Source organism: Pedococcus dokdonensis, assembly GCF_900104525.1.
In the GTDB taxonomy this organism is placed as follows: domain Bacteria; phylum Actinomycetota; class Actinomycetes; order Actinomycetales; family Dermatophilaceae; genus Pedococcus; species Pedococcus dokdonensis.
This window is the reverse complement of sequence record NZ_LT629711.1, coordinates 2,702,855-2,726,022: the sequence shown is the minus strand read 5'-3', so window position 1 is coordinate 2,726,022 and position 23,168 is coordinate 2,702,855. Positions and strand designations below refer to the sequence as shown.

At 72.0% G+C, this 23,168-nt stretch carries 24 protein-coding genes and 3 tRNA genes; 10 read left to right on the top strand and 17 right to left on the bottom strand.

Features of this window, described 5'->3' with window-relative positions:
- Positions 1 to 2: 2 nt before the first annotated feature.
- Positions 3 to 875 (bottom strand): hypothetical protein, encoded by an 873-nt coding sequence (locus BLQ34_RS12875; protein ID WP_091786158.1) that lies wholly within the window; start codon positions 873 to 875, stop codon positions 3 to 5.
- Between the two features lie 97 nt (positions 876 to 972).
- Between BLQ34_RS12875 and purM the strand changes: the two genes are divergently transcribed.
- The 4 genes from purM (at position 973) to BLQ34_RS12855 (ending at position 3,809) form a co-directional block, all read left to right on the top strand.
- Positions 973 to 2,088 carry a phosphoribosylformylglycinamidine cyclo-ligase gene (purM, locus tag BLQ34_RS12870; protein WP_091786157.1) on the top strand — a complete coding sequence of 372 codons (1,116 nt, stop codon included), beginning with the start codon at positions 973 to 975 and terminating at the stop codon, positions 2,086 to 2,088.
- A gap of 51 nt (positions 2,089 to 2,139) precedes the next feature.
- Complete coding sequence (locus BLQ34_RS12865; RefSeq protein WP_091786155.1) at positions 2,140 to 2,631, top strand: hypothetical protein; 492 nt, start codon at positions 2,140 to 2,142, stop codon at positions 2,629 to 2,631.
- A 165-nt stretch (positions 2,632 to 2,796) separates the two neighbouring features.
- Positions 2,797 to 3,309, top strand: a complete 513-nt coding sequence (locus BLQ34_RS12860) for a hypothetical protein (RefSeq protein WP_091786152.1) — start codon at positions 2,797 to 2,799, stop codon at positions 3,307 to 3,309.
- Positions 3,310 to 3,317: 8 nt separating this feature from the next.
- Positions 3,318 to 3,809, top strand: coding sequence for a hypothetical protein (locus BLQ34_RS12855; RefSeq protein ID WP_091786150.1), 492 nt, complete (start codon positions 3,318 to 3,320; stop codon positions 3,807 to 3,809).
- Here BLQ34_RS12855 and BLQ34_RS12850 read toward each other — a convergent pair.
- From BLQ34_RS12850 to BLQ34_RS12835, 4 genes are all read right to left on the bottom strand, one after another.
- Positions 3,806 to 4,354: a cysteine hydrolase family protein gene (locus BLQ34_RS12850; RefSeq protein ID WP_091786148.1), complete on the bottom strand. Its 549-nt coding sequence runs from the start codon at positions 4,352 to 4,354 to the stop codon at positions 3,806 to 3,808. The two genes, BLQ34_RS12855 and BLQ34_RS12850, sit on opposite strands and share 4 nt — an antisense overlap.
- Positions 4,351 to 5,841, bottom strand: coding sequence for a purine-cytosine permease family protein (locus BLQ34_RS12845; RefSeq protein WP_091786145.1), 1,491 nt, complete (start codon positions 5,839 to 5,841; stop codon positions 4,351 to 4,353). Before BLQ34_RS12845 ends, BLQ34_RS12850 begins: the two co-directional genes overlap by 4 nt.
- A gap of 188 nt (positions 5,842 to 6,029) precedes the next feature.
- Entirely contained in the window at positions 6,030 to 6,227 is a 198-nt protein-coding gene (locus BLQ34_RS12840) for a DUF3073 domain-containing protein (protein WP_091786143.1), read from the bottom strand.
- Positions 6,228 to 6,425: 198 nt separating this feature from the next.
- Positions 6,426 to 7,574 (bottom strand): Glu/Leu/Phe/Val dehydrogenase dimerization domain-containing protein, encoded by a 1,149-nt coding sequence (locus BLQ34_RS12835; protein WP_197674700.1) that lies wholly within the window; start codon positions 7,572 to 7,574, stop codon positions 6,426 to 6,428.
- 219 nt (positions 7,575 to 7,793) lie between these two features.
- Here BLQ34_RS12835 and BLQ34_RS12830 point away from each other — a divergent pair, with 219 nt between their 5' ends.
- From BLQ34_RS12830 to BLQ34_RS12820, 3 genes are all read left to right on the top strand, one after another.
- Positions 7,794 to 7,982, top strand: coding sequence for a BldC family transcriptional regulator (locus BLQ34_RS12830; protein ID WP_056922026.1), 189 nt, complete (start codon positions 7,794 to 7,796; stop codon positions 7,980 to 7,982).
- 87 nt (positions 7,983 to 8,069) lie between these two features.
- On the top strand, positions 8,070 to 9,209 hold the full coding sequence (locus tag BLQ34_RS12825; protein WP_091786141.1) for a CaiB/BaiF CoA transferase family protein: 1,140 nt from the start codon (positions 8,070 to 8,072) through the stop codon (positions 9,207 to 9,209).
- Positions 9,210 to 9,329: 120 nt separating this feature from the next.
- A complete protein-coding gene (locus BLQ34_RS12820) occupies positions 9,330 to 9,716 on the top strand; it encodes a hypothetical protein (protein WP_091786138.1) in 387 nt (128 codons plus the stop codon).
- Between the two features lie 155 nt (positions 9,717 to 9,871).
- Here the strand turns inward: BLQ34_RS12820 and BLQ34_RS12815 are convergent, their stop codons facing one another.
- The 3 genes from BLQ34_RS12815 to BLQ34_RS12805 form a co-directional block, all read right to left on the bottom strand.
- Positions 9,872 to 13,168 (bottom strand): response regulator, encoded by a 3,297-nt coding sequence (locus BLQ34_RS12815; protein ID WP_172829404.1) that lies wholly within the window; start codon positions 13,166 to 13,168, stop codon positions 9,872 to 9,874.
- Positions 13,169 to 13,478: 310 nt separating this feature from the next.
- Positions 13,479 to 13,555: transfer RNA gene (locus tag BLQ34_RS12810), tRNA-Phe, on the bottom strand.
- A gap of 188 nt (positions 13,556 to 13,743) precedes the next feature.
- Positions 13,744 to 14,322 (bottom strand): TIGR03086 family metal-binding protein, encoded by a 579-nt coding sequence (locus BLQ34_RS12805; RefSeq protein WP_091786132.1) that lies wholly within the window; start codon positions 14,320 to 14,322, stop codon positions 13,744 to 13,746.
- 127 nt (positions 14,323 to 14,449) lie between these two features.
- Between BLQ34_RS12805 and BLQ34_RS12800 the strand changes: the two genes are divergently transcribed.
- Together BLQ34_RS12800 and BLQ34_RS12795 are read left to right on the top strand one after the other, a co-directional pair.
- Positions 14,450 to 15,082, top strand: coding sequence for a TetR/AcrR family transcriptional regulator (locus BLQ34_RS12800; protein WP_091786129.1), 633 nt, complete (start codon positions 14,450 to 14,452; stop codon positions 15,080 to 15,082).
- Between the two features lie 99 nt (positions 15,083 to 15,181).
- Positions 15,182 to 16,108 carry an NADP-dependent oxidoreductase gene (locus tag BLQ34_RS12795; protein ID WP_091786126.1) on the top strand — a complete coding sequence of 309 codons (927 nt, stop codon included), beginning with the start codon at positions 15,182 to 15,184 and terminating at the stop codon, positions 16,106 to 16,108.
- A gap of 130 nt (positions 16,109 to 16,238) precedes the next feature.
- Here BLQ34_RS12795 and BLQ34_RS12790 read toward each other — a convergent pair.
- The 9 genes from BLQ34_RS12790 to BLQ34_RS12750 form a co-directional block, all read right to left on the bottom strand.
- Positions 16,239 to 16,312: transfer RNA gene (locus BLQ34_RS12790), tRNA-Asp, on the bottom strand.
- Between the two features lie 20 nt (positions 16,313 to 16,332).
- Positions 16,333 to 16,405: transfer RNA gene (locus BLQ34_RS12785), tRNA-Glu, on the bottom strand.
- Positions 16,406 to 16,570: 165 nt separating this feature from the next.
- On the bottom strand, positions 16,571 to 16,945 hold the full coding sequence (locus BLQ34_RS12780; protein ID WP_172829403.1) for a GntR family transcriptional regulator: 375 nt from the start codon (positions 16,943 to 16,945) through the stop codon (positions 16,571 to 16,573).
- The gene (locus BLQ34_RS12775; protein WP_091786124.1) at positions 16,942 to 17,853 is read right to left on the bottom strand and encodes a hypothetical protein; all 912 of its coding nucleotides are present in this window, start codon (positions 17,851 to 17,853) and stop codon (positions 16,942 to 16,944) included. The genes BLQ34_RS12780 and BLQ34_RS12775 overlap by 4 nt, the downstream gene beginning before the upstream one ends.
- Before the next feature lie 70 nt (positions 17,854 to 17,923).
- Positions 17,924 to 18,976 carry a PHP domain-containing protein gene (locus BLQ34_RS12770; RefSeq protein WP_091786123.1) on the bottom strand — a complete coding sequence of 351 codons (1,053 nt, stop codon included), beginning with the start codon at positions 18,974 to 18,976 and terminating at the stop codon, positions 17,924 to 17,926.
- 133 nt (positions 18,977 to 19,109) lie between these two features.
- Positions 19,110 to 19,949 (bottom strand): SDR family NAD(P)-dependent oxidoreductase, encoded by an 840-nt coding sequence (locus BLQ34_RS12765; protein ID WP_091786120.1) that lies wholly within the window; start codon positions 19,947 to 19,949, stop codon positions 19,110 to 19,112.
- On the bottom strand, positions 19,946 to 20,179 hold the full coding sequence (locus BLQ34_RS12760) for a hypothetical protein (RefSeq protein WP_091786118.1): 234 nt from the start codon (positions 20,177 to 20,179) through the stop codon (positions 19,946 to 19,948). Before BLQ34_RS12760 ends, BLQ34_RS12765 begins: the two co-directional genes overlap by 4 nt.
- Positions 20,180 to 20,209: 30 nt before the next feature.
- Positions 20,210 to 21,280, bottom strand: coding sequence for a hypothetical protein (locus tag BLQ34_RS12755; RefSeq protein WP_091786116.1), 1,071 nt, complete (start codon positions 21,278 to 21,280; stop codon positions 20,210 to 20,212).
- A complete protein-coding gene (locus tag BLQ34_RS12750; RefSeq protein WP_091786113.1) occupies positions 21,277 to 22,266 on the bottom strand; it encodes a pirin family protein in 990 nt (329 codons plus the stop codon). The genes BLQ34_RS12755 and BLQ34_RS12750 overlap by 4 nt, the downstream gene beginning before the upstream one ends.
- A gap of 84 nt (positions 22,267 to 22,350) precedes the next feature.
- Here BLQ34_RS12750 and BLQ34_RS12745 point away from each other — a divergent pair, with 84 nt between their 5' ends.
- On the top strand, positions 22,351 to 23,145 hold the full coding sequence (locus BLQ34_RS12745) for an alpha/beta fold hydrolase (RefSeq protein WP_157693037.1): 795 nt from the start codon (positions 22,351 to 22,353) through the stop codon (positions 23,143 to 23,145).
- The last annotated feature ends 23 nt before the right edge of the window (positions 23,146 to 23,168 follow it).

The following is a 23,168-nucleotide window of genomic DNA, read 5'->3' as shown; positions in this document are numbered from 1 at the left end:
GGTCAGGCGCCGGAGACGGGGGCGTCCTCGCGCCTCGGCTCGCGCCACAGCTCGATGGTCTGGGTCAGCCAGAACGTCGCGAACTGCGTGATCAGCGCGGCCTCCAGCCAGAACACCCAGTGGTCGAGCCACCCCTGCCACGGCCCGGCGACCACGATCACGGCGATCGAGGCGACCATCAGCACGAAGCCCCAGAAGTACCGGTTCCACAAGTGGCTCCGGACCGACCCGCCGAGTTCCCTGGCCTGCTTGCGGGCCAGGCCCCGGCCACTGACGAACACGACGCCGACGATGCCGATGAACAGCAGGATCGCGGCGGTGTCGTGACCGTGGCACATGAACGCACCACGGTTGACGACGTAGAAGCCGGCCAGTCCGAGGAATGCCAGCACCGAGAAGGCCAGCGCCGCTCCAGCCCCCTTCGAGAGCGCCCTCTCGGAAGCCGGCGTCGCGAACACCTGGACCCCCATCACCACCGCGAACGCGATCACGGCGACGACCATGAGCGCGGTGACGTTGTTGCTGATCGCGTCGCGGACGTCGAGCGGGATCCTGCTCGCGACGCACTGCGCCTCGGGGCGGGTCGGGACGAACCCCACGATGAAGGCGAAGAACCCCGACCCGTTCAGCAGCACGTCCTCGACGTCGGTGTTGCCCTGGTAGACGATCAGGCAGGTCCCGATCGCGCACAGGGCGGAGACGAAGACCGCCCGCACCGGCGTGTAGTAGGAGGCGCTGATCGACTGGAGCATGTGCCCCCGGTCGGAACCGATGTACATCGCCACCGAGAGGAACAGCAGCAGGACCAGCAGCACCATCGCGAGCCGCAGGTATCGGTAGGTGCGCAACAGGTCGAACTGGTAGCTCGTGGACATCGCGGATCCCCTCGTGACGAACGGTCCCTGCACCACTGAGGAGGAGGGTCCCACGGCCGGGTCTGATACGTCAGGTCCCGCGCACTAGGCTGACCGGGTGAGCGAGCCGATCACCTATGCCTCCGCCGGTGTCGACGTCGAGGCCGGTGACAAGGCCGTCGAGCTCATGAAGGCGTCCGTGCGCCGGGCCACCCGCCCCGAGGTGCTCGGGGGCCTGGGCGGCTTCGCCGGGATGTTCGACGCAGCGGCGATCGCCCGGATGACGCACCCCGTGCTGGCCACGAGCACCGACGGCGTCGGCACGAAGGTCGCGATCGCGCAGGCCCTCGACAAGCACGACACGATCGGCTTCGACCTGGTCGGCATGGTGGTCGACGACATCGTGGTGTGCGGGGCCGAGCCGCTGTTCATGACCGACTACATCGCCACCGGCAAGGTGGTGCCCGAGCGGATCGCGGCCATCGTCACCGGGATCGCGGCGGCCTGCGAGCAGGCCCGGGTCGCCCTCGTGGGCGGCGAGACGGCGGAGCACCCGGGGCTGCTCGAGCCGGACGAGTACGACGTGGCGGGTGCCGCCACCGGCGTCGTGGAGTATGCCGACGTGCTGGGTCCCGATCGTGTGGTCCCGGGAGACGTGGTGCTGGCGCTCGGGTCCAGTGGGCTGCACTCGAACGGATATTCGTTGGTGCGCAAGGTGATCGGCGCCGCCGGCTGGGACCTCGACCGCGATGTCCAGGAGTTCGGACAGACCCTCGGTGAGGAGCTGCTGACCCCGACCCGGGTCTACTCGGCCGACCTGCTCGACCTGATCCGCACCGACGGCATCGACGTCCACGCGCTTTCGCACGTCACGGGTGGCGGCCTCGTCGCCAACCTCGCCCGGGTGCTCCCGCCCACCGTCTTCGCGCGCCTCGACCGCGCCAGCTGGACCCCGCCCGCGGTCTTCTCGACCATCGGCAGGCTGGGGCAGGTGCCCCGGGCCGACCTCGAGCGCACCCTCAACATGGGTGTCGGTTTCGTCGCCATGCTGCCGGCCGACCAGGTCGACGCGGCGACGCGTGAGCTGGCGGCCCGCGGCATACCGGCCTGGGCGCTCGGTGAGGTGTCGGCGGCCGAGGACGCCGTCGTCGACACCGCTCACGAGGTGGTCCGTGGGGCCAAGGGCGTGGAGGGCGGCGGTGTGCAGCTGGTCGGCGACCACCCGGCGAGCTGACCGCGCGACCAGAGGCTTCCGCACCCGTTCGGGCCGGGTTACCGTCGGGCTGTGTGGTCGCCCGACGCCGAGGACCAGACGGTGCGCCAGTACCGCTTCCTGCTGCGCACCGCACCGCTCGACGCCCTCGAGGCCGCCCACGCCGAGGCCCTCTCCCCGATGTGGCGCTCCCGCCGCTCGGTCGTCCTGCGGGCGGTGCAGGAGGGCCTGATGGCCGGGGCCCGGCTCGACCCCGACGACGTCGGACCGCTCGCGCACCTCATCACCCTCGGGGAGCGCCGTCGCCCGGGTGACTTCCTGGCTGCCTGCCCGCTGGCGGTGCTGACGCCGCTCGCCGCCGCGGTCATCCTCAGCGAGGCGATGTTCGGGCGGTTCGGCGGGTATGCCGCGTGGGACGGCCTCGAACCCGAGGTCGCCGACGCCGCGGAGTGGGCTGACGGCGGGTTCGGCGAGCACTGGCACGACGTCCTGGTGAGCCGGGTCAGCTACCGAAACTTCGTCGGCGGGCCGAGCTCGCCGGACACCGCCTTCGGGGGCCACTGAGACCGACGGCGCCCGACGGCGGGAGGACCGGCTTTCGTCCGGTTCGTCCGCCCCGGACGAGTCCACTGTGCGGCGGTTCGCCCGCATTGCCTCATCCTTCTGGGTGATCCCGGGAGCGCATTCTGGGTGAGCCGGTCCACGTCGTCGCTGCCTACCGTTCCAGGGGTGAGCATCTTCAAGCGCCGTGCGGCGGAGCCGGTCGGTCCGGTCGAGCGACCGCAGGTCCGCCAGTACCGCTACCTGCTGGGCACGGCCGACCTGCCGTCGCTGGAGCGCCTGCACGACGAGGCCCTCGGCACCCTCGACGTGCTGATTCGCGCCCACATCCTGCGCACCGCCCAGGACCGCACGCTGTCCGGGCGCGAGCTCACCGTCGACGACGTCCCCGAGATGGCCCGCCTGCTGGCCCGCGCCGAGGTGCAGGCCCCGGGCATCGTGCTCGGTGCGCTGACCGACGCCGCGCTCGAGCGGCTGGCGCACCGCGTGGTCACGCTCCCCGACGCCGAGCCCCACCTCGAGGGCTACAGCGGGTGGGACGGAGTCGCCCTGGCGCCGCGAGGCCTCCAGCCGACCGCACCGGACGCCGTCCGCGAGACCGTCGTCGAGACCAGCCCGGTCATCATGGTCGCTCCACAGACTGCGTCGATCGGCGCCCCACGGAGCCTCGCCAGCCCTTAACATCAAGCATGGGGACACCAGCGGAGGACCAGGCCGTTCGGCAGTACCGCTTCTTGCTGCGCACCGCGCCCCTCGACGCGCTCCAGGCCGCCCACCACGAGGCGCTCGACCGCCTCGACGAGGCCCAGCGGGCGCGAGTGCTCGACGCCGTGCGCGACGGTCTCGTGGCCGGACAGCGGCTGACCGCGGGCAACACCGCCGCGATCGCGCGGCTCGTCAGCATCGGTGAGCGCCGAGACCCGCGGGCGTTCCTCGACGCGTGTGACCCGATCGTCCTGCGAGCGCTCGCCGACGCCGTCAACTCCGCCGACGCGGCCTTCGGCCTCTTCGCCGGGTATGCCGCGTGGGACGGCTCCGACCCGGCGGGGCGCGACCCCGGGGTCGACCACGGCGGCAAGCCGGGACGCTCGCTCGACGACGACCCTGCTGCCGAGGTCAAGGCATTCGCGAACTCGCACGCACTGTCGGCCGGCCCCTGGGCCGGCGGCAGCGGCTTCTAGCCCAGCGAGCCCAGCAGCTCGTCAGTGGTCGACTGCGTGACCAGCGGGGCGTAGAGCGCCATCACGTCGAGCGCCTTCTGGTGGTTGTCGTCGGTGGAGCCGGCACAGGCGTCCGTGACCACCGTGATGGAGGCTCCCGCGTCGGCCGCGGCGAGCACCGTCGAGATGACGCAGCAGTCGGTGGCGACGCCCGCGACGACGAGCGACGGCTGGTCACCCACGACGTCGCGCAGGACGTCCCACTTCCCGAACGTGGGGGCAGCGACCGTCCGCGTGGCCAGGGGTGCGACCTCGTCGGTCAGCTCGTAGAGCCGGCTGTCGGGCGGCTCGAGCGCCCACGGGAACTCCTCGTAGTAGGGCACCCACGCCCCGGTCGGCTCGGCCGGTGCGACGAACCTCGTGAAGAGCGCGCGGTCACCGAACGACCCGGCGAGACGCACCGTGTTGGCCGCGGCCGCGGCATACCGGGGGGCGCACCAGGCGCTCGACGGGTCGCCGAAGACGCGCTGGAAGTCGACCGCCACCAGCCACCGGCGGTCGGTCACGCGCCGGTCTCCTGGCGACGGACGGTGGCACTCCGTGCGGCCAGGGTGACCACGAACGACAGCACCAGGGCGAGCAGGACCCCGAGGTTGGCGTAGGGCCAGTTGCCCTCCCAGTAGGGGCCGGCCGGGTCGTCGACGAACTTCCCGAGCCCCAGCGGTTCGAGCAGGAAGCCCTGCCAGTTGTTCCACCGGGCATCCCCCGCGAACGAGTTGACGACCAGCCCCCAGCCCAGCACGGTCGCGACCACCATGGTGCCGATCGACACCCAGTCCCAGGAGCCGTAGCGCCCGCGCGGGTCGAACAGTGCCTCCTCGTCGTAGTCGCGCTTGCGCAGCACGAGGTCGGCGATCATGATCCCCGCCCACGACGCGAGGGGGACGCCGAGGGTGATGAGGAACGACTGGAACGGGTTGATGAAGCTCTCCGCGAAGAACACCACCCAGATCGTGCCGACCGTGAGGATGACGCCGTCGACCAGCGCCGCCCGGGGCCGCGGGATGCGGACGCCGAGCGAGAGCAGGGTCAGGCCGGAGGAGTAGATGCCGAGGACGGCGCCGCTGACCAGGGCCAGGATCGCGGCGACGAGGAACGGCAGCAGGAACCAGGTCGGGAGGATGGTGGCCAGGGTGCCGATCGGGTCGTCCTGGATGCCCGAGCGGAGCTTCTCGTCGGAGCCGGCCAGCAGCAGGCCGTAGATGACCAGCACGACCGGGGCGAGCGCACCGCCGAAGGTGTTCCACGCGACGATCGAGGCGCCGGACGCATCACGGCGCTGGTATCGGGACCAGTCGGCGGCGATGTTGATCCAGCCGAGCCCGAAGCCGGTCATCACGAGCACGAAGGCACCGACGACCGCCCCGGTGGAGCCGCTCGGCAGGGCGTTGACCGCCGACATGTCGACGTGCTTGAAGGTCAGCGCGATGTAGAGCACGGTCGCGATGCCGGTGATCCAGGTCAGCCACGACTGCAGCCTCATGATGATGTGGTAGCCGGCGACCGACGCCGCGACGATGAGGGCGGCGACCACGAGGCAGGCCACCACCTTGGTGCCGGTGCCGCCGCCCCAGCCGAGCTGCTTGAAGATCGTCGCCGTCGCCAGCGTGGCCAGGATCGCCAGGAAGGTCTCCCACCCGATCGAGGTGAGCCAGGAGATGACGCCCGGCACCTTCTGCCCGGTCACGCCGAAGGCGGCCCGCGACAGCACCATGGTCGGCGCGGAGCCGCGCTTGCCCGCGATCGCGATCAGCCCGCACAGCAGGAACGACACGACGACACCGACCACGGTGACGAGGGTGGCCTGCCAGAACGAGATGTTGAAGCCGAGGACGAACCCCGCATAGCTGATCCCGAAGACCGACACGTTGGCCGCGAACCAGGGCCAGAACAGGTCCTTGGGTGACGCTGTCCGCGCGGCCTCGTCGATGATCTCGATGCCGGTGGTCTCGACCCCCAGGCGCTGGGTCTCAGCGCGCGTGTCTGTGCTCATGACGCGAGCGTAGCCCGCACCCGAGCACGACCGGCGGCGCCACGGCATACCCCGGGGCGCAACCGCGTGCGACCGGGGTGCGGCCCCGCTGCGGGGCACGCCACCATGGCCGCACGCCGCAGCGCGGCGGAGGTGACACACGGGTCCGAGGACCCGCGCATGAGGTGGTGGTCGGTCAGGTCATCAGGTCATCGCTGACCCGACGCCCACTTCCCGTACTCGTCGTACTCGTCCTCGCCCTCGGAGCTGTCGGAAGCTGGTTCCGGCTCCGTGTAGGAGGACCCGTGCAGTTCTCGCTCAAGAGCCGTCAGGTCGGTGTTGGGAGAGAAGTACTTCAGCTCCCGAGCAACCTTGGTCTGCTTGGCTTTAGCCCGGCCGCGCCCCATGGCGTGACCCCCTCATGCGTCTGCCGGGACGGCATCGCCTGGTCGAGCCACCTCGTCGGTGTCTCGGCTCCACGGAGCGGTCCCGGGAATCGTGTATGTGTCGTGGGGACAACGCTACATGAGCAGCGCAAGTTGTGTGGCGAGACCCACGCCTCAACCTGCTGGGTGAGACCGGATCCGCAGGTCAGCGGGCTGCGGTCAGCGCGCCGGCAGCCAGATCCCGGCGGACTGACGGGCCGCCATCCGCTCCTCGGCGATGTGGTCGGCCGCCGCCGCCGGGGTGATGTCGCGCTCGTCGGCGGTCCGGAGCACCTCGAGGGTGTGGTCGAAGATCGCCGTGGCGCCCTTCCTGGCGCGCTCGAAGTCGAACCCGTGCAGCTCGTCGCTGACCTGGATGACGCCACCGGCGTTGACCAGGAAGTCGGGGGCGTAGGTGATGCCCCGAGCCCGCAGCCGGTCGGCGGTGCCCCCCGGGCCCTCGGTGACCAGCTGGTTGTTGGCACCGCCGCAGACCACGGTCGCCCGCAGCGCCTCGACCGTGGTGTCGTCGAGCGCGCCGCCGAGCGCGCAGGGCGCGTAGACGTCGATGTCGGACGTGACCAGGGTGGCCGTGTCGGGGACCACCTCGACCTCGGGGTGCTGCGCCTTCAGGGCCGCCAGCGCCTCCTCGTTGACGTCGGTCACGACGACGTCCGCACCGTCCTCGAGGAGGTGTCCGGTGAGGATCCGCCCGACCTTGCCCACACCCGCGATGCCGACCGTGCGGCCCTTGAGGGTGGGCTCGCCCCAGAGGTGCTGGGCCGCGGCGCGCTGGCCCTGGAACACGCCGTAGGCGGTGAGCACCGAGGAGTCGCCGGCCCCACCGTTCGCCTCGGACCGGCCCGTCGCGAAGCGGGTGGTCTCGCTGACGACGTCCATGTCGGCCACGTAGGTGCCCACGTCGCAGGCAGTCACGTAGCGACCGCCGAGGGACTCGACGAACCGGCCGTAGGCACGCAGCAGGTCGGGGGTCTTGTCGGTGGCCGGGTCGCCGATGATGACCGCCTTGCCGCCGCCGAGGTCGAGGCCGGCCACGGCGTTCTTGTACGCCATCCCCTTCGAGAGGCGCAGCACGTCGGCGAGTGCCGCGTCCTCGCTCGCGTAGGGGTAGAACCGCGTGCCGCCCAGAGCCGGCCCGAGAGCCGTGCTGTAGATGCCGATGATGGCGCGCAGCCCGGTCTGCCGGTCGTGGCAGAAGACGACCTGCTCGTGCGCGGACGAGTCCGTGGACAGCGGCGGCGCAGCGGTCGCGTGGGTCGGCTGGGTCGGCTGGGTCGGGCTGGTGGCGGGCGACGAGGACGCGGTCACGGTGGTGACTCCTAGAGCTCGGTGTGGCGCTGGGCCGGGGCAGGTGGCGCGGGTCGCGCGCCGGTTCCAGCGTAGTGCTCCCCCCGTCCCGCTCCCCGGTCGCCGGATGGTCCTGTGACTAGTCCGATCGGGCCATAGCGGATGACCCGATCGGAATGTTCCCAAAGCGCCCTGCTTGTCCGATTATTGAGGGACGTCCCCTGCACTAGGAGTCAAGTCATGGTTACTCGCACCACCGAGGTCGAGAAGTTGCTCACCCCCGCCGAGGTGGCGTCGCTGTTCCGGGTCGATCCCAAGACGGTGACGCGTTGGGCCAAGGCAGGGAAGCTCAACTCCATCCGCACGCTGGGTGGCCACCGCCGTTACCGCGAGGTCGAGGTTCGCGCGCTGCTGTCTGACGTGCTCTGACCGAGGGGGCGCGTCGGGAGCAGGGCCCGGCGCGCGTTCTCGTTCGGTGCGGGCGCTGAGCCCGCTGCACGACGGTACGGTCGGTCCATGGTTGCCACGGACGCCGGGTCGCACCGTCCGGGGCCCCTCTCGGGGGTCAAGGTCCTGGAGGTCGGCGGCATCGGCCCGGGGCCGTTCGCCGCGATGATGCTGTCCGACCTGGGCGCCGACGTGGTCCGGGTCGACCGACCCGCCGAGGACCTGCGGCCCACCCATGCGGTGCTGCTCCGAGGGCGGCGGTCCGTCGTGGCCGACCTCAAGAGCGAGGACGGCCTGGCGGTGCTGTTCGGGCTGCTCGACGAGGCCGACATCCTGATCGAGGGCTTTCGCCCGGGTGTCGCCGAGCGGCTCGGGTTCGGGCCGCAGGTCGCGCTGTCCCGCAACCCCCGACTCGTCTACGGACGGATGACCGGGTGGGGCCAAGAGGGCCCGTATGCCGCACTCGCCGGTCACGACATCACCTACCTCGCCGTGGCGGGGGTCCTCGACGCGTTCGCGGGCGCCGACGGACGACCGGTCCCGCCGCTGAACCTGCTGGGCGACTTCGGTGGCGGCGGCATGATGCTGGCGCTCGGCGTGGTCGCCGCGCTCTGGCACGCGCGGGAGTCGGGTGCCGGCCAGGTCGTCGACGCGGCGATCGTCGACGGGCTGGCGGCGATGACGGCCATGCACCAGTCGATGCTCGGCTCGGGCCTGTGGTCGGCCCCGCGTGGCGCGAACCTCTTCGACGGCGGGGCGCCGTTCTACCGCTGCTACCGCACCGCCGACGACCGCTGGCTCGCGGTCGGGGCGATCGAGCCGGTCTTCTACGCGCGGTTCGTCGCCGGGCTCGGGCTCGGGTCGGCGGAGCTCGGCGACGTCGAGTCCGCCCAGCACGACCCCGCGCAGTGGCCGAGGCTGGCCGAGCTCTTCGCCGAGCGGGTCGCCGCCCGACCACTCGCCGACTGGGTGGCGACCTTCGCCGAGCTCGACGCCTGCGTGGCACCGGTCCTCACCCTGGCCGAGGCGCGGGTCGACCCGCACCTCGCCGCGAGGGGGGTGTATGCCGCCGTCCCCGGCGCCCGCGGGCTGGTCCAACCGGCCGCCGCGCCGCGGTTCTCGGCCACTCCCACCACTGCAGGCGCACCCGCCACAGACGCGGCACCTCATACCGATGCTGTAGGGCGTGAGCGGGGGCTGACACGTTAGGGGGAGGCACAGTCCGCCGAACGGACGAGACATTGGTCAAGGGATGGCAAAAAAACGGTTTCGGGGGTCGATTTCGCGCTTCTATCAGGGGGTAGCCCTCACAACCCCCTTGGAGCCATCGTGATCAACAGCCTCGGCGCATTCCTGCAGGAGCAGCTGCGCGTCCTCGGATGGAGCCGCGCCACCCTCGCCACGCGAAGTGGTCTGGACGAGTGGACGCTCGAGGGAATCCTCGAGTCGCCGGTCCTGCCCGAATGGCCGCAGCCCGACGACATCCTGGGGCTGTCCCGCGCGCTGTGCGTCTCGGCGCGCGAGATCACCCTCCGCGCGGCCGAGGGCTGTGGCCTCTCGGTCATCGGTGGCATCGAGCACAACGAGGCCCTGATGCTCGCCACGAACGACGAGCTGATGCGCGAGGTGCGTCGCCGGCTGGCGCTCGGCGCGCGGACCGGTGCCTACCTCACGAGCACCGGCCAGGTGGTCGCGGACTCCGCCCAGTCCGCCTGAGAACGCCGGGTCGCTAACCCCCACAGTGATCCGACGATGCAGGACCCAGACCCGCCCATGAACCAGACGGGAACCTGGCAGCACGAGTAAGTCCCTTTCAACGAAGCCGCCGGTCACGCCCCCTGTGACCGGCGGCTTCGTCTTGCGGGTTCGGGTCAGGACTGGCGCCGCAGCACCACGGCGAAGGCCTCGAGCGCCTTCACCGCCGCGTCGAGGGCGCGCTCGACCGCCACGAGGGTGGGCTGGTCGACGACGACACCGTCCTCGCCCTGGTCCTCGACCTCCTTGCAGAGGGTGGCCAGCCGGGTCGCCCCGAGGTTCGAGGCGCTGCCCTTCAGGGCGTGCGCGAAGCGGCCCAGCTCGTATGGCGTGTCGGCCTCGCGTGCCTCGCGCATGCCGGCGAGCGTGCCGCGGGCGTTCGGGCCGAACCGGTCGATGAAGCGCAGGAGCATCGACGGGTCGCCCGGGTCGAGGTCGAGCAGCTCCTCCAGCCGCGAGACGTCGAGGACCGAGCCGTCGGCCAGCGCGGCCAGCCGGCGGCTGTCCGGAGCGGTGTCGTCGAGGGGGGTGTCGCCCTTGACGGGGACCCAGCGGTCGAGGGTCTCGCGGAGCAGGGTGACGTCGACCGGCTTGGTCAGGAAGTCGTCCATCCCCGCCTCGAGGCAGCGTTCGCGCTCGCCGGCGATCGCCGCGGCGGTCATCGCGACGATGGGGGTGCGGTACTGGTCGTCCTCGAAGGACCGGATCATGCGCGTCGAGTCGTAGCCGTCCATCTGCGGCATCTGGCAGTCCATCAGGACTGCGTCGAAGCTGCCGTCGGCCGACTGGAAGGCGTAGTAGCCGGCCAGCCCGTTCTCGGCGACGGTCACGGCATACCCGAGGCTCTCGAGGATGCCCACGGCGACCATCTGGTTGACCTCGTTGTCCTCCACGACGAGGACGTGACCACGCGAGCCGGCCGGCGCGCGGCCGGTGCGACCCGGTGCGCCCTCGGCGCCGTTCTGGGCGGCCAGCGTCTCGGCGCGGTCGCCCGCGACGTTCGCCAGGGTGTCGAGCAGGCTGGAGGGCAGCACCGGCTTGGTGAGTGACACGTTGATCCCGGCTGCGGTCAGCACCTCGGGGTCGAGGTCCATGGCCGAGGTGAGCAGGATGATCCGGGTGTCGCCGAACCGGCCGTCGCCCCGCACCATCCGGGCGAACTGCTCGCCGTTGACGCCGGGCATGACGTAGTCGAGCAGGACGATGTCGAACGGCTGGTTTCGGCGGTGCGCCTCGTCGAGCAGGCCGAGCCCTTCGACGGCGGAGGCGGCGATCGCGGCCTCGATCGACCACCCGGCCAGCTGCTCCTCGAGGATGAACCGGTTGGTCTCGTTGTCGTCGACGACGAGGATCCGCAGGCCGGCCACGTCGGGGAGTGGGGAGCCCGACGACTCGACCTCGCGGGCCGGCTCGAACCGGGCGGTGAACCAGAACGTGCTGCCGTAGCCGGGCTCGCTGTTGACCCCGATCTCGCCGTTCATCTGCTCGACGATCTGGCGGCTGATGGCCAGTCCCAGGCCGGTGCCGCCGTACTCCCTCGTGGTGGAGCTGTCGCCCTGGGAGAACGCGGTGAAGAGCCGCTCCTTGACCTCGGGGGTCATGCCCGAACCGGTGTCACTGACCTCGACGCGGATCGTGGTGCCGCCGTCCTCGTGGGTCGACTCCACGCTGGCCCGGACGACCACCTCACCGCTGGTCGTGAACTTCACGGCGTTCGAGGCGAGGTTGGAGATCACCTGCCCGAAGCGCACCGGGTCGCCGCAGACGGCGGCGGGCACGTCGGGCAGGCAGGTCACCGCGAGCTCGAGGTCCTTCGCGCGGGCCCGCTCGGCCATCAGCGTGGTGCTCTGCTCGACGATGGCCCGCGGGTCGAAGTCGACCGCCTCGAGCTCGAGTCGCCCGGCCTCGATCTTGGACAGGTCGAGGATGTCGTTGACGAGCGCGAGGAGGCTGCGACCGGCACCGTCGATCCCGTCGGCGAGCCGGCGCTGGTGGGGGCTCAGCTCGGTGCGGCCGAGCAGCTCGGACAGCCCGATCACGCCGTTGAGCGGGGTCCGGATCTCGTGGCTCATCGTCGCGAGGAACTCAGACTTGGCCAGCGACGCGCTCTCGGCGTTGTCGCGGGCCTGGCGCAGCTCCTCGGCTGCGAGCTCGCGTTCGGCGACCCGCGCGAAGATCGACGTCGCCCGGCCGACGGTGAGCCCGTCGGTCTCCGTCGGCGGGGTGTTCGCGCGCGTGTCCATCACGATGACGCAGGCGGCTCGGTCACGGGCCACGACCGGCGCGGCGACCAGGCTGGTGCCCTCGGTGGTGAGTGAGGCCTGCGGCGTCAGGCTCTCGACGGCCGCGTGGGCGAGCCGCTCCGCCTCGTCGAGGTCCTCGTCCGGGACCGCGTGCTGCGGTCCGGCGATCGGGTCGAGCCCGCCGTCGGCGTCGACCAACCAACCGGCCACCGACAGCCACCCGGTGTGGGTCGTCACGAGCTCCATGATCTGGGGGATCACCTCGGCGAGCGAGGTCGCCTCGTTCGCCGCCGTGGCCATTCCGGTCAACAGGCCGAGAGCCTGCTCGGCGTCCTTGCTGTCGGTGATGTCCTGGGAGGTCCCACCCATCCGCACGGCCCTGCCGTCGGGGCCGGTGACGACCTGGCCGCGGCCACGGACCCACGCGATCGACCCGTCGGCCCGGAAGATGCGCGCGTCGAAGACGAACTCGCCGTCGCCGTCGAGCGCCTGCTGGACCGCCGTGGCCGCGACCTCGCGGTCGTCGGGGTGCATGCGGTCGAGGAAGCCCTGGTAGTTGGGGACGAAGCTGTCGTCGGGCGTGACGCCGTAGATCCGGTAGAGCTCGTCGGACCAGGTGACCACGTCGTTGACGACGTCCCACTCCCAGCTGCCGATCTTGGCAATCCGCTGGGCCTCTGCGAGCTGGGCCTCGCGGCGCTGGAGGGTGTCGATCAGGCGCCGCTGCTGGCTGTACTCGGTGACCCGGTGCAGCCAGCCGACGTGCTTGCCGTCGTCGTCGTTGATGGGCGTGTGGCTGACCAGGGCCCAGAACCGCTCGCCGTCCTTGCGCAACAGGCTGCACTCGAGGTTGCTGCCGCTCTCGGACGTCTCCTCCAGGTCGCGCAGGTGGTGCGCGAACTGCTCCTGCCCCTCTGCGTCGAGGGTCTCGAAGACCGACAGGCCCCGCATCTCCTCGGCCGTCCGCCCGAGCATCTGGGCCATCCGCGCGTTGGCCAGCACGGTGTGGCCCTGGTCGTCGAACACCCAGAGCCCATCGGGGGACGCCTCGACCAACCAGCGGCTGAGTTGGTCGCTGTCGCCCAGGGCGCCGGCACCACCGACTTCCCCGGGGCCGTCGGGGCCGTCGGCGCCGGAGCTCGCGAGCTCGCCAAGCTGTGGATCCTGCACACAGCGAGTTTGCTGCATCCGGCTGTGGAAGCCCACTCGAACACTCTGTTCCGCCCGGACCGGCTGAACGCCGAGGGGTCACCACCCCTCGGCCGCCCGTTCCCTGCGGGGGTGGTCACCTCCGCGGCATACGCACCGGCGGTGACCCAGACGACCCACGCCAGGGCGACGACGATGACGAGGTCGAGCACCAGCCCCCGGCCCGCGCGCTGTCCCTCCACGGCTCGAGGGTCGGCGTGGCAGGTGGGTGAGCGAAGAACGGCGCGGGGAACACGAAACCCGCGGGCCAGTGCTCTGACCTGCGGGCTTGTGGTGGCCAGGGGCGGGGTCGAACCGCCGACCTTCCGATTTTCAGTCGGACGCTCGTACCAACTGAGCTACCTGGCCTGGGTGGTGCTTCACATGCGTCCGCGACGGGTCTGGCCCGCCGCGACCGCACGATCATAGCCCATCTCGCCGCCCTTCCTGACGCCCTCTCGTCACCGAGGACATGACGCGCCGGGCTCCCCGGCCGAGACCGGCCGATCGCGCGGCGCGCCGTGTCCTCGCTCGCGATGAGGGGCTCGCGTGGCGGCTCAGGCGGCCCACTCGGGGTCGCGACCGAGGTAGCGCAGGAGGGCCGCCGCGGGACCCTCGCCGGCCTCGGGAGCCAGCGGCGCGGCATACGCGAAGCCACGCAGCGGCTCCACGACGGTCCGGGCGCCGGGCTCGAGGGCAGCGGCCAGCTCGTCGGTCAGCGGTGACGGCTGGCCGGTCGCGACGGCCACGTCCCACGCGTGGACCGCCGCGTCCAGTGCACACGCGGCCGCCGCGAGGTCGGCTCGCAGGGTGGGCACGGGAGGGAGCGGAGTCGGGACCGCCTCGGAGGCGGGGTCCACGGACTCCCACGCGGCGGTGGCGGCGGACACGGCGGCGGAGACGAGCTCGCTCGCGGTGCCTTCCGGGCGAGCCGGGGGGTCGAACGGGTTGTAGGTGGGCAGCGCCCCGCTGCCGACGTAGCTCGCCCAGGCGTGCTGGTCGCCGGCGGCGTGCAGCAGCACCTGGGCCACCGTCCACTCGGCGCAGGGGGTGGACGCGTCCAGCTGGTCGTCGGTCACGCCGTCGGCGACCTGCTGCAGTGCGGTGAGGGAGGTGGTGAGGACTTCGAAGCCCATGGTCTGGTCCTTTCGGGAGGTGCAGCGAGTGAAACGGAATGTTTGGTTCCGTTCCAAGGTAGCAGAGCGGAACGTTTCGTTCCACTGTTATTCTGGGTTTGTGCCCGAAGCAGCCCAGCAGCCCCCCATGAGCGGTCGCCGAGCCGAGGCGGCCCGCAACGACGGCCGGATCCTCGACGCCGCCCGCGCCGTCTTCCTGGCCGACCCGGACGCCCCCATCTCGTCGGTGGCGGCTGCGGCTGGGGTGGGCATCAGCGCCCTCTACCGGCGCTACCCGAGCAAGGAGCAGCTGTTGCGGGCGCTGGCCGAGGACGGCCTCACGAGGTATGCCGCGTCGCTCGAGGCCGCGCTCGCGTCCGACGACGACCCCTGGACGGCCTACGTCACCTGTCTCCAGGAGGTGCTCGACGGGCAGAGCCAGGCGCTGGCGCAACGGCTGGCCGGCACCTTCACCCCCACGCCCGAGCTCACCCTGACGGCCCAGCGCGCCGCGAGACTGTCCGGGCGGCTCTTCCGCCGGGTGCGCAAGGCCGGCGAGCTGCGCGACGACGTGACCGAGGCCGACATCGTGCTCCTGCTCGAGACGGTGTCCCTGGTCGAGCTGCCGGGTGCCGATGGGGGCGCATCGCTGCGTCGCCGCTACCTCGCCCTGCTGCTGCAAGCGCTGCGGGCACCGGCCGCCGGCCCGCTGCCCGGCCCGCCCGCTCGTGAGGCCGACCTCACGGCCCGGTGGCGGGCCCGGCTCAGCCAGGGCGACTGACGGCCCACCGATGCGGCTCTCGGGGCGTCGCTGCGTTCCGTGGCTCACAGTGCCTCCCGCGCAGGAATGCCCGCGAGTGGCTCGGTGGTTGCGCTGGGCATGAAGGCAATCACCTACGCCGAGTACGGCGACCCCGACATCCTCCAGCTCTCCGACCTGCCGACCCCCAAGGTGGGCCCGGGTGAGGTGCTGATCCGCGTCCGAAGCGCCGCGGTCAATCCCGTCGACTGGAAGGTGGCCAAGGGCTACCTCGACGGCCTGATGGTCGTCGAGTTCCCCGCCATCCCCGGCTGGGACGTCGCCGGGGTCGTCGAGGCCGTGGGCCTCGACACGCCCGAGTGGTCGGTCGGCGACGAGGTGATCGCCTACGCCCGCAAGGACTGGGTGCAGGGCGGGACGTTCGCCGAGCTCGTGACCGCGCCGGTGCGCACGGTCGCCCGCAAGCCGAAGTCGCTCGACTGGCACCAGGCCGCTGGTCTCCCGCTCGCGGGGCTCACGGCATACCAGCTGCTCGCACGGCTCGGCCTCAAGGACGGCGAGACGGTCCTCGTGCACGCCGCGGCCGGCGGCGTCGGCCTGTTGGCCGTCCAGATCGCCAAGGCGCTCGGCGCGCGCGTCATCGGCACGGCCTCGGAGGGCAACCACGAGTTCCTGCGCGGGCTGGGTGCCGAGCCCGTGACGTATGGCGACGGGCTGGCCGAGCGGGTGCGCGAGCTGGCGCCCGACGGCGTGGACGTCGTGGCCGACTTCGTCGGTGGCGTGCTCGACTCGACGCTGGCCGTGCTGGCGGATGCTGGGCGGCACGGGTCGATCGCCGACGGCACGGTGGCCGAGAAGGGCGGGATCTCCGCCTGGGTGCGTCCGAGCGCAGAGGACCTCACGGCGCTGGGTGACCTGGCCGACGAAGGCCGGCTGACCGTGCCGGTGGCCGAGGTGTTCGCGCTGGCCGACGTGGCCAAGGCGTTCGAGCTGAGCCAGTCCGGCCACGTGCGCGGCAAGATCGCCATCGAGGTCAGCACCAACTGACTCATCCCCGACTTCTGGCCACCGGTGATGGGTGGGAGCGCTTCCCGGCGCCCGACACGCGGCACGGCTGGCCAGAAGTGCGGAGGAATGCCGAAGGGCCCGCACTCTCGTGCGGGCCCTTCGTGTGGGGCGACCCCGACCGGGCTCGAACCGGCGACCTCCGCCGTGACAGGGCGGCGCGCTAACCAACTGCGCTACGGGGCCTTGGTGGTGCTGGTGGTGCGTATCCCCAACGGGATTCGAACCCGTGCTACCGCCGTGAAAGGGCGGGGTCCTGGGCCGCTAGACGATGGGGACCTTGTCAACGGCCCCCCGCCGTTTAGCGCCAGGCGCGGATCCGTCGAGGACTCGCGAAAGCATAAGGGCAGACCCCGCGAATGACCAAAACGGCGGCACGGGCGTTGGCGCCCGGTCTCGCGGGTGGGGCCACGCCGCGAAGTCCACGGTATGCCGCGGGGCTGGTCAGGCGCGTGCCTCGCGCAGCGCTGCGCGCACCAGGTCGACCGCGGCCGACTCGCTGAGACCGGCACGGGCGGCCCGGATCGCGTAGTCGGCGGCGCTGCGGTTGAGGGCGACGTCGAGCGGTTGGGAGCCGGCCGCGACGACCGTCCCGGCCCGCCGGCGCGTGGTCACCAGGCCCTCCGCCTCGAGCTCCTTGTAGGCGCGGGCCACGGTGTTGACCGCAAGCCCCAGGTCGGCCGCGAGGGCGCGCACCGTCGGCAGCCGGTCGCCCTCGGCCAGGCTCCCGCGGCCGATCAGGCCGGCCAGCTGGGCCCGGACCTGCTCGTAGGGCGGCTCGGCGGCGGCGAGGTCGATGGTGACCAGCAGGTCGCTCACGCACCCACCTCGGCTGGGTCCCTGACCGGTGCGGGGTCCTGGCGGGGCAGTCGCGGGCTGCCCGACAGGAGGGCGGCGAGGGTGAGGAGCAGCAGGGCGACCCCGGCGCCGACGGCCGCGAAGCCGAGGTTCTGCACCCAGTCGAACGGCGGCTGGGGGGCCGACGCGACGTTCATGCGCAGGTTCTGGGTGACGGTGCCGATGGTGGCACCCATCGAGAGCCACAGCGCTGCGGCGGTGGTGAGGGAGCCCACGGCGGCCGGGCGCAGCACCCGCACCATCGACGCGCCCCGGATGGCGGCGTCGAGCTCTGCGTGACCGGGGCCGAGGGACGGTCGAGCATCCACCCGCGACCAGCCGAACCACGTCGCGAGCGCGAGGACGACGGACGCGATGCCCACGGTCACGGCATACGGGGCGCCGGGGTAGGGGAAGCCCATGGCCGCGAACCCGGGGGCGGTCCGGTCGAACGAGCGCCCGTCGGGCGCAGCGGTGAGCGTGCCCACCAGGAGGGCCAGGGCGGTCGCGGACAGGCCCACGACGACCAGGCGGGAGAGCCGTGCGGGTCGCGGGGTGCGACGGCTGGTCAGGTCTGCCGTGCGCACCGCCCCCGCAGGCCGTGGCCAGGTCAGCTCCGCGACCGCCGCAGTGAGGACCGCGACCGTGCAGGCGACGGCGGGGAGTGCGGCCGGCACGACTCCCTCCGTGAGGTCACCCTCGAACGACAGCCAGACCGCGGTGGCGGCCAGTCCGGCCAGCCCGGTGGCAGCCGAGGCCACCAGCGACCGGGCCTGGGCAGCGCGCGCGGCGCCCCGGGAGCGCACCGTGTCGACGACGCGGAGGACCCCGCTGACCAGCAAGCCGACCACGAGTGGAAGGACCAGCAAACCCACGACCTGTCCCGCCATCAGAAACCCCTCTGGTCGACCTCAATGTCGCAATGACTTAACTCATTAAGACATTGCGGCGACCGGTCCGTCAAGCCCTCGCGGCGGTCCACTCCAGCAGCCGGTCGACGTCCCAGGTCGTCACGATCCGGTCGGGGTCGATGCCGAGCACCTCGGCGCGTTCGCAGCCGTAGGCCTTCATCTCGAGCTGCCCCGGCGCGTGGGCGTCGGAGTCGATCGCAAAGAGGCAGCCGACCTCCATGGCCAGCTCGATGAGGTCGTCGGGTGGGTCGCGACGCTCCGGCCGGCTGTTGATCTCGACCGCCGTGTCGTGCTCGGCGCAGGCCTCGAACACCGCCCGGGCGTCGAAGTCGGACTGCGGCCGGGTGCCACGGTTGCCTTCGACCAGCCGGCCGGTGCAGTGGCCGAGCACGTTGACCCGCGGGTTGGACACCGCGGCCACCATCCGCTTGGTCATCGGGGCGCGGTTCATCCTCAGCTTGGAGTGGACGCTGGCCGTGACGAGGTCGAGCTGACCGAGCATGGTGTCGGTCTGGTCGAGCGCGCCGTCGTCGAGGATGTCGACCTCGATGCCCTTGAGCAGCCGGAACTCCTCACCCAGCGACGAGTTGATCGCGTCGACGATGGCGAGCTGCTTGGTGAGCCGCTCGGCGGTCAGGCCGTTGGCGACCCGCAGCTGGGGGGAGTGGTCGGTCAGCACCAGCCACTCGTGCCCGAGCTCGACGGCGGTGAGGACCATCTCGTCGATCGGGCTGCCGCCGTCCGACCAGTTGGAGTGCGAATGGCAGTCGCCCTTCAGCCGGGAGAGCAGCTCGGTGCCGCCCTTCGCCAGTGGCTTGGCCTTGCCCTGCAGCGTCTCGAGGTATGCCGGCAGCTCGCCGTCCAGCGCCTCCGCCACCACCGCGGCCGTGGACTTGCCGATGCCCGGAAGGTCCTGGAGCGTGCCCGCCTCGTGCCGGGTGTGCAGCTCGTCCTCCGGCGTCTCCCGGACGGTCAGCACGGCCTTGCGGAACGCCTCGACGCGGTAGGTGCCCGCCCGCTCGCGCTCGAGCAGGAAGGCGATGCGCCGCAACGCCTCGTCGGGCTCGACGGGTGCGGTGAGGGGTGCGACGGTGGCGACCACGCCCCGAGTCTAGGTAGTGCCTGCGACGCCGGGTCGTGCCCGCCAACCCCACGCCCTGGGTGGAGCAGGTCCTTCGCCCCTTCGGGACGAAACCTGCTCGGCCCTTCGGGACGAAGCCTGCTCGGCGGCCGCGTCAGCTGCCGAACTGGGCGCGCATCATCAGGTCCCACAGCCGGTCGCCGCCGAAGCGGCGGGTCGCGATCAGGGCCCTGGCAGTGGGGGTCACGACGTAGCGCGGCCTGGGGTGGCTGGACTCGATCGCCCGGCGGACCACCTTTGCCACGGCTTCGGGGCCGGCGGAGACCAGGCGGTTCCCATAACCACCCGTGGTGTTGCCTGCGCTGGCAGCCAGTAACCCGGCATACGGCGAGCTGCCCTGTGCAGCGGCGGCACCGGACGAGAGCGCCGTGCCCGCGAAGCCGGTGCGGATCAGGCCCGGCTCGATCAGGCTGACGCCGATGCCGAAGCCACGCACCTCGTTGCGCAGGGCGTCGCTCAGCGCCTCCACCGCGTGCTTGGTCGCGTGGTAGTAGCCACCCACCGGGAAGGTGAACCGCCCACCCATCGACCCGACGTTGACGATCCGACCCTCGCCGGCCGCGCGCATGGCGGGCAGCACGAGCTGGGTCATGCGCGACAGCCCGAAGACGTTCGTCTCGAACATCGTCCGCACCTTCTCGAGGTCGGTCTCCTCGATGGTGCCGTACTCGCCGTAGCCGGCGTTGTTGACCAGTGCGCCGACCCGGCCGTGCTCGGCCTCGATCGTGCCCACGGCGGCCACCATCGACTCCTCGGACGTCACATCGAGGGCGAGGACGTGGAGGCCGGCAGCCTCGAGCTCGCCCAGCGTCTCCGGTCTGCGGGCGGTCGCGTAGACGCTGTGTCCAGCCCGTGCCAGGGCGCTCGCCGTGGCGCGGCCGATCCCCGACGAACAGCCGGTGACCAGGACCGGCCCTCCCGGCGCGTGGCTCACGACTGACCGGGCGGGCCGTTGGACCTGTCGTTGCGGCGGTTGGAGAGCCGCTCGACCCCGACGTAGGCGAGGTAGCCGACGACGAGGGCGATGACGAACGCGAGCCAGGTGTTGAGGTCGGTGAAAACGGTCTCGATCACCTTGCGGGAGATGACGATCGCACACACCGCGACGATGATCGGCGCGTACGCCGCCACTCCGGTGGGGCCGTTGCCGGGGGCGGGACTCATGCCGCCAGTCTGCCTCATCCGTCGCGCGAGTCAGTCGATCGTGTAGCGAACCACCTCGTCGCCGTCGCGCACCACCAGGGACGAGGCGTCGAGGTGGAGGAGCGTGAGCCGCTCGTCGGAGACGACCTGGGCGCGCACCGTGCTCGCCCTCTCGGGGACGATCTGGAGCACCGTCACTCGCGTGCCCCAGCGAAACGGATTGGTGTGCAACGACTTCCGAGTCTCGCGGGCGATGAGTCCGCTCGTCCGCAGGACGATCGTGGTGTCCTTGCCGGCCGTGACGTTCGTGGTGGCCTGGGCGCCGGTGCGGAGCTCGAGGCGCACCCGGTCGGATGGCCAGGCGACGGTGAGGAAGTCGGGGTCCACCGGAGGCACGGAGAGGCGCGGGGTGCCCGCAGGGCAGGCAGGCAGGACCTGGGTCCAGGCGGGGTCGGCGGTCTGGAAGGCAGCGACGACACAGCGGCCGTCCTGCACCACCTCGGTGACCACCGGCCCGTCCGGGACCGCGAGGAACGACCGGCCCGGCTGCAGGCTCGACCTGCCGCTCGGGTCGGTGACCCGCACGCCTCCTCCGGCGCTCACGGCGTCGACCTTCGGCAGTGGCCCCGAGGGGAGCGGGGCTCGTCGCTGCTCACCGTCGGCCGACCAGCTCTCGCGACCGGCCGCGTCCAGGCCGACGAGTCGGCACGGACCCGTTGCGGGACAGACCGACGCGATGGTGCCGCCGCCACTGGCCGCCAGCGGTGACACCGTGCTGCCCGCCGGTGCGCGCCAGGTCCACCGGGCGGTCGCGTCGAGCCGAGCCGAGTCGAGCCGCGCCGGGCTCGCGATGATGAGCCGGTCGTCGGCGACGTAGGGCGTGCCGCCGCGGACTGACCCGAGCGTCACCGTCTTGCCGGTGCGCAGGTCGAGCGAGGCGTTGTCGTCGAGGAGCACGGCCCGGCCGGCGACCGATGCGCCTCCCGGTGCCCTCGTCGTCCAGTCACCCTCGACGCCGGACGTCCTGGGGGAGGTGAGGTGGAGGGCGAGGACCACGAGGGCGAGCAGGGCCAACGCCGCCGCCGCGATGACGACGCGACGCCGCCCGAGCAGGTCTCTCACGAGCCCCGGGTGGGCCGAGAAGCGTTGGCCCGCGGCTTGATCCGCACCGCTGGGAGGGGAGGCGCCGGCAGGTGCTGGACCTCACCGGCATACCCCTCGACCTCGCCGAACCGCGCGCTGTGGGCCATCCACTCCTCACGCGCGGAGACGATGTCGTCGTGGCTGCGGCCCACGAAGTTCCACCACATGACGATCTCCTCCTCGAACGGCGGGCCGCCGAGCAGCAGCGCGCGCGAGGGTGCGCCGGACGCATTGGTGAGGGTGAGCGTCGGTGTCCCGGTGGGGAGGTAGGCCATGGCGCTGCGCGCCGTCGCGGTGCCGTTGACCGTGAGCCCGTCGCCGTCGGCCAGCACCCCGTGCTCGTATGCCGCCTCGAGGGCGAGCTCCACGCTCGCACCTGCGTCGACGGTGACCTCCGCGCCGAGGAGCGGGGTGAAGGTCTGCACGGGGGAGGACTGGCCTGCGAGGCTGCCGAGGAAGACCGAGACGGTGGCCCCGTCGACGCGGGTGGGCGTCGGCTCGTGGTGCTGGAAGTCCTTGGGGGCGTTGCGATGCGCGTCGGGGAGGGCCACCCAGAGCTGTGCCCCGTGCAGGACCGTGGTGCCCGGCGTGGAGACCTCGGAGTGGGCGATGCCGAGGCCGCCCGTCATCAGGTTCACGGCCCCCGGCCGGACGACGGCGTGGGAACCGAGGCTGTCGCGGTGCTCGATCTCGCCGGCAAAGAGCCAGCTGACCGTCTGGAGGCCGGTGTGCGGGTGGGGTGGGACGTCCATGCCGCCACTGGCCGCGACGTCGTCCGGGCCGTAGTGGTCGGCGAAGCACCACGCGCCGATCAGCGAGCGCTGGCGCTGGGGGAGGGTGCGGCGGACCGTCATCGCGCGCGGTCCGCCGAGCGGCACGTCGCGCGGCTCGAGGACCTCGACCCCCTCGGGTGCGGTGGAGGTGGCGCAGACGGTCTCCTGTGGTTGCTCCTCCACGTTGCTCACGGTGCCAGTGTCGCACCGGTCATGTGGTTGTCTGGACAGCCCGCGCGTCGTGGGACAGGAGGGGCGAGCCGGAGGAGGCACGGGGTGGACAGCAGCCAGGAGCCGGCCCTGACGACGCAGTGGCGCCGAGTCGGTGACACCTGGGTGCGGCTCCTGCGGTTCGACCCGGTGGTGGGGGAGGCGGGCGCTCGGGGCACCGTGCTCCTCGTGCCCGGCCTGGGCCTGCCGCGCTACCTGCTCCCGCTCGCCCGGCACCTCGCCACGCAGGGGGCAGTGGTCGTCGTGATGGACGCCCTCGCTTGGCGCGGGCGAGGACGTCGGACCGCGCCCACCATCGGAGGACTGGCTGCGGTGGCGGCCGGCGTGGTGTCGACGCTGGGCCCGGGTCCGGCGGTCGTCTTCGGGCACTCGACCGGTGCGCAGGCTGCGCTCGAGGCGGTCCTGGAGACGCAGGCGCAGTGGTCGGGGCCGTCCGGACGGCTCGCGCTAGTGATGGGTGGCCCGACCTTCCGGCCCGACCAGCGACGGTGGCGACGGCTCGGGCCCGCTGCGCTCACGGCATACCGGAAGGACACACCCAAGGAGCTGGTCGTCCTCAAGGACGTCGCCCGGGTGCGCACCGACCTGGTCCGAATCGTCCAGTCCGGCCGGCGGCACACGGTCGAGGACCGGGTGCCGCTGCTGACCGTGCCGCTGACCCTGACGGCCGGCGAGGCGGACTCGTTCGCGACCGGGGACTGGCTGGAGCTGCTGGCCGCACGGGCCGGCGTGCCGGGGCGTGCGGTGGTGCTGCCGGGGTCGCACAACAACCCGTTCACCCACCCCGAGCTGGTCGGTGCCCTCGTCCTCGACCACCTGGAGCGGCCGCGAGTTGGTTAGGTAAGGCATGCCTAATATGCTGC